This is a genomic window from Lysinibacillus sp. GW823-FHT02G10, from assembly GCF_058797135.1.
The window spans coordinates 49,197-62,436 of the sequence record NZ_JBXAJI010000002.1 but is presented as its reverse complement, the minus strand read 5'-3'; the positions used below and the strand labels follow the sequence as shown (position 1 = coordinate 62,436).

Here is a 13,240-nt window from a genome sequence, read left to right as displayed (position 1 = left end):
GGAGGAAATTTTAATGAGCAAAATTATTGGTATTGACTTAGGAACAACAAACTCTTGCGTTTCTGTACTTGAAGGTGGAGAACCAAAAGTAATTCCAAACCCAGAAGGAAACCGTACAACGCCATCTGTTGTTGCCTTTAAAAATGGTGAACGTCAAGTTGGTGAAGTGGCGAAACGTCAATCAGTAACAAATCCTAACACAATCATTTCTATTAAATCAAAAATGGGTACGGCTGAAAAAGTAACAGTAGAAGATAAAGACTACACGCCACAAGAAGTATCTGCAATGATTCTTCAATATTTAAAAGGCTATGCTGAAGACTACTTAGGGGAAAAAGTGACAAAAGCAGTTATTACAGTTCCTGCTTACTTTAACGATGCACAGCGTCAAGCAACTAAAGATGCTGGTAAAATCGCAGGTCTAGAAGTAGAGCGTATCATCAACGAACCAACTGCTGCAGCTCTTGCTTATGGATTAGATAAACAAGATCAAGATCAAAAAGTATTAGTATTTGACCTTGGAGGCGGTACGTTTGACGTGTCTATCCTTGAGTTAGGTGACGGTGTCTTTGAAGTACTAGCTACAGCTGGTGATAACAAACTAGGTGGAGATGATTTCGATGACGCAATTATCGAATATCTAGTAGCTGAATTCAAAAAAGAAAATGGCATTGACTTATCAAAAGATAAAATGGCGATGCAACGATTAAAAGATGCTGCTGAAAAAGCGAAAAAAGATTTATCTGGTGTAACATCAACTCAAATCTCTCTACCATTCATTACAGCTGGAGAAGCAGGTCCATTACACTTAGAAATTTCTTTAACGCGTGCGAAATTTGACGAAATTACTTTACCATTAGTAAACCGTACAGTAGGACCAGTGCGTCAAGCATTATCTGATGCAGGTTTGTCAACTTCTGAAATTGACCAAGTTATTTTAGTGGGTGGTTCTACACGTATTCCAGCAGTACAAGAAGCGGTACGTAAAGAAACAGGGAAAGAGCCTCACCGTGGTGTTAACCCTGACGAAGTTGTTGCAATGGGTGCTGCAGTACAAGGTGGCGTATTAACAGGTGATGTGAAAGACGTTGTATTACTTGACGTAACACCTCTTTCACTTGGTATTGAAACAATGGGTGGCGTGTTCACAAAATTAATCGACCGTAACACAACTATTCCTACTTCAAAATCTCAAGTTTTCTCTACAGCAGCTGATAACCAACCAGCAGTAGATATTCATGTTCTACAAGGTGAGCGTTCAATGGCAGCTGACAATAAAACATTAGGTCGCTTCCAATTAGCAGATATTCCACCAGCACCTCGTGGTGTACCTCAAATCGAAGTAACATTCGATATTGATAAAAACGGTATCGTATCTGTAAAAGCAAAAGATCTTGGTACGAACAAAGAGCAAACAATTGTGATTCAATCTGATTCTGGTTTATCAGAGGAAGAAATTGAACGCATGGTAAAAGACGCTGAAGCTAATGCTGAAGCAGATGCTAAACGTAAAGAAGAAGCAGATCTTCGTAACGAAGCAGACCAATTAGTATTCCAAGTGGATAAAACAATTGCTGACCTTGGTGAGCAAATTACAGAAGACGAGAAAAAATCTGTGGAAGATGCTCGTGACGAATTGAAAAAAGCGCTTGAAGCTGGTGAATTAGAAGGTATTAAAGCAGCTAAAGAAAAACTAGAAGGCGTATTACAGCCACTAGTGATGAAAGTTTACGAACAAGCGGCAGCAGCTGCTCAAGCAGCTCAAGGCGGCGATGCAGGTGCAGACACTGGCGCTGGTAAAAAAGATGACGGTGTTGTAGACGCTGAATTCGAAGAAGTAAAAGATGATAAATAAGAAGTAACACAGTAAAGTGAAAAAGCCAAAGACCGCTTGCGGCTTTGGCTTTTGTCATGATGTGAGGTCACTTCACGTAAATGCACCATTTATGGGATAGTTGCATACGTTAGCTGCTAGGAAGTGAGTATCTTCATTTTTGGAACTTATAGAACCTTTAATCGAAAAAATGAGGCAGTTTTTTCAACTGCATGTTACAATAGATTTTATGCAAACAGAGCGGAGTGTGAATCATGGAGAAACGCGATTATTACGAGGTGCTTGGTTTAACAAAATCGGCTACAAAAGATGAGATTAAAAAAGCATACCGTAAATTATCAAAACAATATCACCCTGACCTTAATAAAGAGCCAGGTGCAGATGAAAAATTCAAAGAAATCGCTGAAGCATATGAAGTATTAAGTGACGACCAGAAAAAAGCACGCTACGACCAATTTGGTCATGAGGATCCGAATGCTGGTTTTGGTGGTGGCTTTGGAGGGGGCGGCTTTGGCGGCTTCGAGGATATTTTCAGTTCATTCTTTGGCGGAGGTGGTCGCCGTCAAGATCCAAATGCTCCACGTAAAGGGGATGATCTGCAATATCGTATGAACATCCAATTTGAGGAAGCAATTTTTGGAAAAGAAACAGAAATAGAAATCCCGAAAGATGAAACGTGTGAAACATGTCACGGTTCAGGAGCAAAACCAGGCACGCAACCAGAAACATGTTCGACATGTAAAGGTGCAGGTCAAATCAATCAAGCAGTGGATACACCATTTGGTCGTATGATGAATCGTCGTACATGCTCAACATGTCATGGAACAGGTAAAATTATTAAAGAGAAATGTACGACTTGTCGTGGAGAAGGAAAAGTCCAAAAACGTAAGAAAATTAAAGTGACGATTCCAGCAGGTGTGGATGATGGACAACAAATTCGTGTATCTGGTCAAGGTGAACCAGGTATAAACGGTGGACCTGCAGGGGATTTATATATTATGTTCCGCGTTCAAGGTCACAAGGATTTTGAACGAGATGGAGACGATATTTACTTCGAGTTGAAATTAACATTCCCTCAAGCAGCACTTGGGGATGAAATTGAAGTACCAACAGTCCATGGGAAAGTAAAATTACGTATTCCAGCTGGAACACAGTCAGGTGCTCAATTCCGTCTAAAAGATAAAGGTGTTAAAAATGTTCATGGTTATGGTATGGGTAATCAATATGTGACAGTAAAAGTTATGACACCTGAAAAATTAACGGAAAGACAAAAACAATTACTACGAGAATTTGCAGAAATTAGTGGCGATATCCCTGAAGAACAAGGTAGTTCACTATTCGATAAAATTAAGAAAAAATTCCAAGGTGAATAATTAGAGGAGCTGAAGAGCTACGTGAAGTGGTCAGAATTATCCATTCATACAAAAAATGATGCGGTAGAAGCAATTTCGAATATTTTGCATGAAGCAGGTGCAAGTGGTGTTGTCATCGAAGATTCTGCAGAGTTTGCGAAGCCACGTGAAGATCAATATGGTGAAATTTATGCGCTAAATGAAGATGATTTTCCGAAAGATGGCGTGATTGTTAAAGCTTATTTATCAGAGTCTAGTTTTTTAAATGAAACAGTCGAAGAAATAAAAGCAGCTATCACAAATTTAACGAACTTTAACATTGATATCGGTGAAAATGTGGTATCCATTGTGGAAGTCAATGAAGAAGATTGGGCAACGGCCTGGAAGCAATACTACCATCCTGTTAAGATTTCTGAACGCTTTACTATCGTACCGACATGGGAGGAATACACACCTGTTTCAACAGATGAACTAATTATTGAATTAGACCCTGGTATGGCATTTGGTACAGGTACCCACCCAACAACGGTAATGTGTTTACAAGGACTTGAAAAGGTCATTAAAGAAGGGGATACAGTTGTTGATATCGGTACAGGATCGGGTGTATTGTCTATTGGTGCAGCATTACTTGGTGCCAAAAGTGTGCATGCGCTTGATTTAGATGAGGTAGCTGTACGTTCAGCGCGAGAAAATGTAGCATTAAATAAAGTGGAAGATAAGGTGGCAGTGTTCCATGGTAACTTATTGGATACTGTAAAAGAACCAGCAGATGTAGTAGTCGCTAATATTTTGGCTGAAATCATCATGTCCTTCACAGATGACGCGTATACAATTGTAAAACCAGGTGGATTATATGTCACTTCGGGCATCATCGGTGCAAAACGAGATGATGTGAAAGTAGCACTAGAAGCTTCAGGCTTTGTGATTGAAGAAGTATTATTAATGGAAGATTGGGTAGCCATTATTGCCCGTCGTCCACTATAACATGACTGAGGAAGCGCCAAATCGTGAGCCGTGTGCTTGTGATTTGGCGTTTTCCTTTCTTGCTAGAAAGGACTGTGTGGCATGCAACGTTATTTTATTGAGACAGCTATCGAAAATGCACGTATTAGTGGAGAAGATGCACGGCATATTGAACGAGTGATGCGTATGAAGCAAGGCGACAACATTGTAGTTGTTGCACAAAACACTGCGTATATATGCACAATTGAAGGATTTGAAGGGGATGAGGTTGTCATTGAAGCGACTGGACAAACAATCCCTTCCCCAGAGTTACCCATTCAAGTAACAGTAGCATGTGGTTTACCGAAGGGTGATAAGCTGGAGCTTATTACCCAAAAAGCCACAGAGCTAGGAATGTTTGCTTTATTACCCTTTGAAGCTGAGCGCTCCATTGTGAAATGGGACAAGAAAAAAGGAGCAAAAAAGCAAGAAAGATTACAGAAAATTGCTAAGGAAGCTGCGGAACAAGCTCACCGTACGCATATTCCAACAGTTTTTGAACCTATATCATTTAAACAGCTAGTACAACAAATAGATCATTTCGATGCCGTTTTTATTGCTGATGAAGAGGATGCAAAGGCTGAAAAGCGCACAAGGTTTGCGGAGAAGCTAAAAAACGTGTATGATATGAAGTCGAAATCAATACTTATTATCTTTGGTCCTGAGGGGGGCATTTCTCGTCAAGAATCAGAAGCGCTATTACAAGCAGGCGCTCAAACGATGTCATTAGGACCGAGAATTTTACGAGCAGAAACAGCGCCATTATACGCACTGTCTGCCATATCCTATGAATTTGAATAACAGCTATGTATAATTTATTATCAACATAACTTAGAGAAAGCCACTTAATATTATTAAGTGGTTTTTTTACGTAAATCATATTTGAAGGGGGTCTGCGTTAAATCCCTGCTTAAATGGAGTTTTAGCCCATTGTGTAAGATCAACCGGGAAAATCACAACCTCAAACATTCCAAATAAAATATGTAAAAGAACAAGTTCAATGTCCATACATAGATTTAATTGCGACATACTCTAGCGATAGGAGAGCTCACTAATACTATATTGAAATGAGGGAATTTTTTGAGTGAACAATTTAATCAGATTCAACCTTGTCCAGTAACATCAACTGAACAAATACCCTTAACGAATGAGATTACACCACTAGTTACTACACCACTTACGACGCCAACTATTAAAATTCCAGTTGTACTGGCAGAACCAACACTGCAAATCGTTGTCGAGTCCGATATTACACTTAGTCCTGCAGCGACAGAGATTAAACGAGTGAAAAAGAATGTCTTTCTAAATCAAGTGAAATTGGTACCAGTTAGCTTTGCACGTATTGCTAACACTGATTTCTTTAGAGTAACACGAGCTAAATTATTTGTAGCAGGACATATTCGGAAAAATATCGAATATGCTTCATCAGCATGTAATGGGGCCCTTCAGGATAGAATTGCTGATGTTCCGTTTTCAGGTTTTACAGATCTTATATTTCCGCAAACAGCAGGAGGCGCTACACCAATTTTAGGCATTTCTGAGTTTGCCGAAGCGAACTTCCTTAACGAAAGAACACAAATGGATGCTCGATTAGATAAGGCTTTCTTCCAAAATCTCGTTAAATACAATGAACAACCATTTGGTGAATTAGTAGCAGCCAATTTCTTTGAACTTGATTTTTCACCGATTATGGCAGCTCCTGAAGAAGCATTCAGCACATTACGTGAAAAAATTGTATTAGAACTTACTGTAAAAGTATTGCAAGTACAACAAATCCGTTTGGGCGCTGGAAGTAGTGTAGTAACACCTGTTCTACCAGGGCTTACTCCACCAGCAACACCAATTGTTCCTGATATGATTCCGCCTACTGAGCCTTGTTAATTTTTTTATGTAGTGGAGTAAAAATGGTAACAATAATACTGATATAAAATCAAATATGTTGTTGGGCAGTTGAAAGTTCACTTTTACTCGAACTTTTAACTGCTTTTTTTTGGCAAGATAAGGACATGCGCCTTCCAATTGTATCTCATAGTGGGACTGTGACAAAAGTAAAAATATTGCATAATATGGATTGTAATTAGTATTGTAGATTTTCAATTGTCCTAACATAATCGCATCAGAAGAATTAGCTAATGGATTAAAAATTGATTGTTATGCTTTTTTTGTCAAATCATTATTTGGGAGTGAATGAATGGCAACTCCATGGATTAATTTTAGAGAGATGAAAAAAATATCCTCTAAACAAAATAAATACACTGAGTGGAGGTATCAAACTAAAATAGATGACGAATCTCCATTTGAACAGACTTTTAATGGAAATAATAATCTGCTTGATGAAATAGAAGATAAACCAATTACAGAGGAATCAACTTTAACAGACCATATAATCTCTAATGAAGAGCTCCCCGAACCTATGGAGCCGATTATTGAGGAAGAAAACGAACATCACCCAAATTTTGAGAACTTCAGGGAGGATGCTAGCTTAGCAGAGCTATTAGCATCTAATGAAGATCTACCTATATCTAAAGAAACAAATGTTGAGCAAGAAAACGAACATCCTCTAGATATCGATGATAGTCACACAAAAGTGACCTTATTAGAGCAATTAGCGTCCATACCTATAGAAGCGAATGTTAAGGAGAACGAAGAAAATTTCCGACATATGGATGAGAACCATGTAGAGGAATTAACTTTAGACCAGATAGCATGCAATCAAAGTGTACCCAGTCCAACAAAGGTAGAAATTGACCATCTACTAGATAGTGATGAGAACTCCCTTGAAGAACAAAATTCAACAGCCCAATCAGACAATAATCCAAAATCTTTCAATAGAGCTCTGTCAGAGGCTGAAAATAATATGCATTTGGATGATATAGCAGAAAAGGAGAAAAACAATCCTCCAAATCGTAATAAAGAGATTGCAAAGTCTTTACAAGGAGAAGTATGCACCATTATCCAAAAAAGTCCCTTTTCTACTTATGTAGAAATTAACGATTTTCTTCATGCTCCTATTTATGGTGAAAATGTTCAAAATACAATATTTGATTTTCTTGATTTAAATGATAACCTATCTCCCCAACTTCAGACGAAGCTACTCCAAACGATTTCGATTTACCCTGAACAACCAGATTGTCGTTTGGTTAGCTCCAACATTAATCAAATGATTTCTTTAATGAGAACTGATACTAATAAAAAAAATGGTAGTGAGCAGCATCCGTTTAAATCAGTAGTAGTTCCCTTACATAACTCACAAGCAATTAAAAAAGGAGAAATTAACTCCTCTGAGCCTTTTATACATATACGAGTTCCTGTTGTGCTAGGGGAATACAAAATAGAAATATGTATGGAGGAAAAAATTGCTTTTGATAAAGGAATTGAAGAGGTTAAAGAGATCACAAATGAGGTAGTACTATCCGATTGTAGATTTGTACCTATTCATAGATCCCAGTCATTGGGAAATGGAACAAGAACTGTATTAAAGGGGAATTTATTTATAGAAGGCTACATACAGCATAATATTGAGTATAGGGTATCTAATACGCAAAATAAGTCAGCCATTCATCCCAATCGATTGTGTCAAAATATAGTATTAGAATTAATTATCCAAATGTTACAAGTACAAAAAATTAAAGTACTGTTTGACTGGCAAGGTAATGGAGGGTTATAGAAATTTATCCCTTAATTCAAATAAAAAATAAAACTAATATATACGTCCATGTATAGATTTAAATGCTACATATTCTAGCGATAGGAGAGCTCTCTAATACTAAAAAAATGAAATGAGGGAATTTTTTGAGCGATCAATTAGAAAGCCAATTTCAACCTTGTCCTGTAACATCAACTGAACAAATTCCATTAACGAATGAGATTACACCAGTAGTCACTACACCAGTTACAACGCCAACTATCAAAGTTCCAGTTGTATTGGCAGAACCAACACTGCAAATCGTTGTTGAGTCGGATATTACACTTAGCCCTGCTGCTACAGAAATCAAACGAGTGAAAAAGAATGTCTTCCTAAATCAAGTGAAACTTGTACCAGTTAGCTTTGCACGTATTGGTGGCACTGATTTCTTTAGAGTAACAAGAGCTAAATTATTTGTAGCAGGACATATTCGGAAAAATATTGAATATGCTTCATCAGCATGTAATGGGGCACTTCGAGATAGAATTGCTGACGTTCCGTTTTCTGGTTTTACAGATCTTATTTTCCCACAAACACCTGGAGGCGCAACACCAATCTTAGGCATTTCCGAGTTTGCTGAAGCGAACTTCCTTAACGAAAGAACACAAATGGATGCTCGATTAGATAAGGCTTTCTTCCAAAATCTTGTTAAATACAATGAACAACCATTTGGTGAATTAGTAGCTGCCAACTTCTTTGAACTTGATTTTTCACCGATTATGGCGGCTCCTGAAGGGACATTCAGCACATTACGTGAAAAAATTGTCTTAGAACTTACTGTAAAAGTATTGCAAGTGCAACAAATCCGCCTTGGTGCTGGCAGTAGCGTAATAACGCCTGTTCTTTTAGGACTTACACCTCCTCCTAGTCCTTGATAAATGCTAGTTTAGAGGACAGTAGAATATTATAATATATTAAGAAAGCTGGTAGTACAGATGGATATTTTGTTTGTACTACTAATTTTCTTATAGGAGCTGTCAATCTTTAAAAGCATTTATCAATATTATGAAAAATCAAATACAAGTGAATGATTAGCTTCATTAAAAGGAAAAAGGGTTGCCATATAAAATTGGCAACCCTTTTTTCACTATTTATTTCACTGTTTCTAAAACGCGTACAAATTGTCCTTTTGAGTGAGGGTAGCCTGCTTGTGTAATTTTTACTTTTACAAGTTGTCCGATTAGACTTTCTGGACCCTCAAAAACTACTTTTAAGTAATTGTCTGTATAGCCTGTTAGAAGGCCTTCTTCTTCACTGTCATCATGCACAAATTCTTCAGGGATAACTTCTAGCACTTGATCTTCAAAACGAGAAGCATACTCTTTTGCTAGCTGATCGTTTAAAGAGATTAGTCGATGCACACGCTCATTTTTAATGTCTTCATCAATTTGATCTTCCATACGTGCAGCAGGGGTTCCTGTACGAGGAGAGAATGGGAAAACGTGTAGCTCAGAAAATTTATGATCGCGAATAAAGTTATATGTGTCCATAAACTCTTCCTCTGTCTCACCTGGAAAACCAACGATTACATCAGAAGTAACAGCTAAATCAGGTAAAGCCTCATGTAATTTTGTTAAACGTTCACCGAAGAACTCCATTGTATATTTACGACGCATACGTTTTAATACCGTATCAGAACCAGATTGAATAGGGATGTGTAAATGATTCACGACAATCTTTGATTCACGTAGTACTTCAATTACTTCATCTGTTAATTGACTAGCCTCAATAGATGAAATACGAAGACGCTTTAAGCCTGTTACATTGGCCTCTAAATCACGTAGTAATTGAGCAAGATTATAATCTTTTAAATCCTGACCATAGCCACCTGTATGAATACCAGTTAAGACAATTTCAAGATAACCAGCATCTACTAATTGCTGTGCTTGATGTAATACCTCTTGTGGGTCACGAGAACGCATTAAACCACGTGCCCATGGAATAATACAAAATGTACAGAAATTGTTACAGCCTTCTTGGATTTTTAACGAAGCACGTGTACGGTCTGTAAATGCTGGTACATCTAATTCTTCGTATACTCGGTTTTTCATAATATTACGTACAGCATTAATCGGTTGTCGTTCCGCACGATATTGTTCAATATAACCAAGTAATTTCGTACGATCTTGTGTTCCAACAACAATATCAACACCAGGGATTGCCATAATTTCTGCAGGGGATGTTTGTGCATAGCATCCTGTTACACAAATAACTGCATCCGGATTTTGGCGAATTGCTCGACGAATAACCTGACGTGATTTTTTATCTCCAGTATTCGTAACTGTGCATGTATTAATGACGTAAACGTCTGCTTGTTGATCAAATTCTGTTCGATCATAGCCTTCTTCTTTAAACAGCTGCCAAATTGCTTCTGTTTCGTAATGATTTACTTTACAACCTAGAGTATGAAAACTCACGATTTTTGATCGCTCGTTACTCATGATATATATCATCCTTTCAATTCACATTACCTTGTGTTTCCAAACATTTAATAAGTTTTTCGTTGTACATATTTTAGATACGTGATTTATGATAACATAATCCTTATAAAATCAGTACATATAAGATTTTTTTGTGAAATAATTAAGTTATCACTTTCTATATAATCTTTTGAGGACTTCAGATAAACATGACTCGTTCTGGAATGTTTATATTTGGGTGTTCATTATATAGAAAGAAATTAGACGCCATCGCGAAAAAATGATATGATTCGAAGAGGTACGTACATCTTGTTTAATGAAGGAGCGTTTAACAATGGAAAAAAATTTTGCACGTATGATTGATCATACATTATTAAAGGCTGAGGCAACAAAAGAACAAATTGAAAAATTATGTGCTGAAGCTAAACAATTTAACTTTGCTTCTGTTTGTGTAAATCCAACTTGGGTAAAGCGAAGCAGTGAATTATTACAGGGTACAGACGTGTTAGTTTGTACGGTTATCGGCTTCCCACTTGGTGCCAATACACCAGCAGTCAAAGCATTTGAAGCAAAAGACGCCATTGCTAACGGTGCAAAAGAAGTAGATATGGTTATTAATATCGGTGCGTTAAAAGATAAAAACTATGACCTTGTACAAGCAGATATCGCAGCAGTGGTAGAAGCAGCTAAAGATAGCGCACTTGTAAAAGTCATTATTGAATCATGCTTACTAACAGACGAAGAAAAAGTGAAGGCATGTGAGTTAGCTGTAGCAGCGGGTGCTGACTATGTGAAAACATCTACAGGTTTTTCTACTGGTGGAGCAACAGCAGAGGATATCGCGCTTATGCGTAAAACTGTAGGTCCAGAACTTGGTGTAAAAGCATCAGGTGGTGTTCGTAGCTTAGAGGACATGAAAAAAATGGTAGAAGCAGGTGCGACTCGTATTGGGGCTAGCTCTGGTGTAGCTATTATGAATGGTTTAATTGCAGACTCCAACTATTAATATTATCTTTTTATAGAGCCATAAGCTCATGTGTACATTGACATGAGCTTATGGCTTCTTTGTGTTTAATCAGCATAATAATTTTCTATACACATATACTCCACTGATGAATGTAAATACAGAAAGGAGGATGTCATGTTTACACAGTATAAGTCTTGGAGGCCCTATATTAGCCCCTTTGATCCTTGTAAGCCTATAGAAGTTAAGTATTATGCAACACCCCCACAACTATATATGGGTTTTCAACCACCTGGACTTCCACAATTTCCAACCGCCAGAGAAGCGCTAATGGCAGGAACACTATGGCCACAGTTGTTTAGCCCATACCCATTTCCCCTAAAAGGAGGGAGGAAGCATGACTAAAAAGATGCCGCCCGAATTTTATAAGCAATTAGAAGAAATACAAGCAATTGATTTCGTCATTGTTGAATTAAACCTCTATTTAGACACTCATCCACACGATTATGACGCCATTCAGCAATTTAATGAAAATACAGAGAAAAGTATGAAACTTAAAATTGATTTTGAGCAAAAATATGGACCACTCATGAATTTTGGGAGAAGCTATTCGAATTATCCTTTTAACTGGATTGATACACCATGGCCATGGCAAGTCTAAACAAAAGACTAGGAGGAAAAATCTTTGTGGTATTATGAAAAGAAACTCCAGTATCCGGTAAAAGTTAGTACATGTAACCCAATGCTTGCAAAGTTTTTAATTGAACAATATGGAGGAGCGGATGGGGAACTGGCAGCAGCTCTACGCTATATGAATCAGCGCTATACGATTCCTGACAAAGTAGTAGGGTTATTGACCGATATAGCAACAGAGGAATTTTCACATTTAGAAATGATTGCCACGATGATTTATAAGCTAACAAAAGATGCAACACCAGAAATGCTGAAAGAAGCTGGATTGGGTGATCATTATGTAAATCACGATCGGGCTCTATTTTATCAAAACGCCTCGGGGGTACCATTCACAGCAACCTATATTCAAGCAAAGGGTGACCCTATCGCGGATTTGTATGAGGATATAGCAGCCGAAGAAAAGGCACGTGCCACATATCAATGGATTATTGACTTATCAGATGACACGGATTTAAATGATAGCTTGAAGTTTTTACGTGAACGGGAAATTGTTCATTCCCAGCGCTTTAGAGAGGCTGTTGAAATTTTAAAAGATGATAGAGATCAAAAGAAAGTTTTCTAAGACAAAAATGGCAGGCTGTATCAAGGTGAACTTGACACAGCCTTTTTGCGGTTACTGAATATTTGAGAATAAGCTAAGATCTTTTCGATGACCAATCATTACTAATAAATCTTCCTTTTCAATAATTTGCTCAGGAGAAGGGGAGATAATAATTTCACCTTCGCGCACAATCGCAATTACACTGACGTTATATTTTGCGCGCAAGTCTAAATCCCGAAGGTTTTGTCCAGCCATTTTGGAAGGAATCATAATTTCTTCAATGCTGTATTCCTTTGATAATTCGATATAATTCAACATATTTGGGGATAGGAGTTGATTAGCTACACGTTCACCCATATCTCTTTCTGGGTAAATAATCCAATCAGCTCCTACTTTATCTAACACTTGTCCATGTCTTTTACCAAGTGCCTTTGCGATCACTTTTTTGATCCCTAGCTCTTTTAATAAAGAGACGGTTAAAATACTAGATTGCATATCATTACCGATCGCTACGATAACACAATCGAAGTTACCAATACCAATCGATTTTAAGGCTTTTTCTTCTGTTGTATCTGCAACCACAGCGTGAGTCACATAGGGTTCGGCATCCTCTACTCTTTCTTCATTTATATCAATTCCTAATATTTCCTGTCCAGCTTCATGCAATCTGCGAGCGACGCTTGTTCCGAATCTACCTAAGCCAATCACAGCGTATTGTTTAATGGTCATAGCGTTCTGTCTTCCTCTCA

13 protein-coding genes are annotated in these 13,240 nt (G+C 37.7%); 11 read left to right on the top strand and 2 right to left on the bottom strand.

Annotated features, from left to right (window positions below; translation table 11 throughout):
- Nucleotides 1-13: 13 nt before the first annotated feature.
- The 7 genes from dnaK (at nt 14) to AC1RFD_RS10190 (ending at nt 8,748) form a co-directional block, all read left to right on the top strand.
- Nucleotides 14-1,855, top strand: coding sequence for a molecular chaperone DnaK (gene dnaK / locus AC1RFD_RS10220; protein ID WP_048392179.1), 1,842 nt, complete (start codon nt 14-16; stop codon nt 1,853-1,855).
- 233 nt (nt 1,856-2,088) lie between these two features.
- Entirely contained in the window at nt 2,089-3,207 is a 1,119-nt protein-coding gene (dnaJ, locus tag AC1RFD_RS10215; protein WP_016995416.1) for a molecular chaperone DnaJ, read from the top strand.
- Nucleotides 3,208-3,228: 21 nt separating this feature from the next.
- Nucleotides 3,229-4,170, top strand: a complete 942-nt coding sequence (gene prmA / locus AC1RFD_RS10210) for a 50S ribosomal protein L11 methyltransferase (RefSeq protein ID WP_004227050.1) — start codon at nt 3,229-3,231, stop codon at nt 4,168-4,170.
- Between the two features lie 81 nt (nt 4,171-4,251).
- Nucleotides 4,252-4,989, top strand: coding sequence for a 16S rRNA (uracil(1498)-N(3))-methyltransferase (locus tag AC1RFD_RS10205; RefSeq protein WP_054550094.1), 738 nt, complete (start codon nt 4,252-4,254; stop codon nt 4,987-4,989).
- 279 nt (nt 4,990-5,268) lie between these two features.
- Nucleotides 5,269-6,069: a CsxC family protein gene (locus AC1RFD_RS10200; protein WP_048392182.1), complete on the top strand. Its 801-nt coding sequence runs from the start codon at nt 5,269-5,271 to the stop codon at nt 6,067-6,069.
- Nucleotides 6,070-6,379: 310 nt separating this feature from the next.
- Complete coding sequence (locus tag AC1RFD_RS10195) at nt 6,380-7,855, top strand: BC_2427 family protein (RefSeq protein ID WP_054550095.1); 1,476 nt, start codon at nt 6,380-6,382, stop codon at nt 7,853-7,855.
- A gap of 125 nt (nt 7,856-7,980) precedes the next feature.
- Nucleotides 7,981-8,748 (top strand): CsxC family protein, encoded by a 768-nt coding sequence (locus tag AC1RFD_RS10190; RefSeq protein WP_054550096.1) that lies wholly within the window; start codon nt 7,981-7,983, stop codon nt 8,746-8,748.
- Nucleotides 8,749-8,964: 216 nt separating this feature from the next.
- Here AC1RFD_RS10190 and mtaB read toward each other — a convergent pair whose 3' ends face one another.
- Nucleotides 8,965-10,314: a tRNA (N(6)-L-threonylcarbamoyladenosine(37)-C(2))-methylthiotransferase MtaB gene (gene mtaB, locus AC1RFD_RS10185; RefSeq protein ID WP_048392185.1), complete on the bottom strand. Its 1,350-nt coding sequence runs from the start codon at nt 10,312-10,314 to the stop codon at nt 8,965-8,967.
- Nucleotides 10,315-10,627: 313 nt separating this feature from the next.
- Here mtaB and deoC point away from each other — a divergent pair, with 313 nt between their 5' ends.
- The 4 genes from deoC to AC1RFD_RS10165 all read left to right on the top strand — a co-directional run bounded on the left by deoC (nt 10,628) and on the right by AC1RFD_RS10165 (nt 12,512).
- Entirely contained in the window at nt 10,628-11,299 is a 672-nt protein-coding gene (deoC, locus tag AC1RFD_RS10180; RefSeq protein WP_048392186.1) for a deoxyribose-phosphate aldolase, read from the top strand.
- A 135-nt stretch (nt 11,300-11,434) separates the two neighbouring features.
- Nucleotides 11,435-11,662 carry a spore coat associated protein CotJA gene (locus AC1RFD_RS10175; RefSeq protein ID WP_004227061.1) on the top strand — a complete coding sequence of 76 codons (228 nt, stop codon included), beginning with the start codon at nt 11,435-11,437 and terminating at the stop codon, nt 11,660-11,662.
- The gene (locus AC1RFD_RS10170) at nt 11,655-11,918 is read left to right on the top strand and encodes a spore coat protein CotJB (protein WP_016994107.1); all 264 of its coding nucleotides are present in this window, start codon (nt 11,655-11,657) and stop codon (nt 11,916-11,918) included. Before AC1RFD_RS10175 ends, AC1RFD_RS10170 begins: the two co-directional genes overlap by 8 nt.
- Nucleotides 11,919-11,942: 24 nt before the next feature.
- Nucleotides 11,943-12,512, top strand: a complete 570-nt coding sequence (locus AC1RFD_RS10165; protein ID WP_004227065.1) for a manganese catalase family protein — start codon at nt 11,943-11,945, stop codon at nt 12,510-12,512.
- A 51-nt stretch (nt 12,513-12,563) separates the two neighbouring features.
- Here the strand turns inward: AC1RFD_RS10165 and AC1RFD_RS10160 are convergent, their stop codons facing one another.
- On the bottom strand, nt 12,564-13,220 hold the full coding sequence (locus AC1RFD_RS10160) for a potassium channel family protein (RefSeq protein ID WP_004227067.1): 657 nt from the start codon (nt 13,218-13,220) through the stop codon (nt 12,564-12,566).
- Nucleotides 13,221-13,240: the final 20 nt, after the last annotated feature.

Coding starts and splice junctions, on each gene's coding strand:
- dnaK (WP_048392179.1), top strand. CDS start 14: ATGAGCAAAATTATTGGTATTGACTTAGGAACAACAAACTCTTGCGTT.
- dnaJ (WP_016995416.1), top strand. CDS start 2,089: ATGGAGAAACGCGATTATTACGAGGTGCTTGGTTTAACAAAATCGGCT.
- AC1RFD_RS10205 (WP_054550094.1), top strand. CDS start 4,252: ATGCAACGTTATTTTATTGAGACAGCTATCGAAAATGCACGTATTAGT.
- AC1RFD_RS10195 (WP_054550095.1), top strand. CDS start 6,380: ATGGCAACTCCATGGATTAATTTTAGAGAGATGAAAAAAATATCCTCT.
- mtaB (WP_048392185.1), bottom strand. CDS start 10,314: ATGAGTAACGAGCGATCAAAAATCGTGAGTTTTCATACTCTAGGTTGT.
- deoC (WP_048392186.1), top strand. CDS start 10,628: ATGGAAAAAAATTTTGCACGTATGATTGATCATACATTATTAAAGGCT.
- AC1RFD_RS10175 (WP_004227061.1), top strand. CDS start 11,435: ATGTTTACACAGTATAAGTCTTGGAGGCCCTATATTAGCCCCTTTGAT.
- AC1RFD_RS10170 (WP_016994107.1), top strand. CDS start 11,655: ATGACTAAAAAGATGCCGCCCGAATTTTATAAGCAATTAGAAGAAATA.
- AC1RFD_RS10160 (WP_004227067.1), bottom strand. CDS start 13,220: ATGACCATTAAACAATACGCTGTGATTGGCTTAGGTAGATTCGGAACA.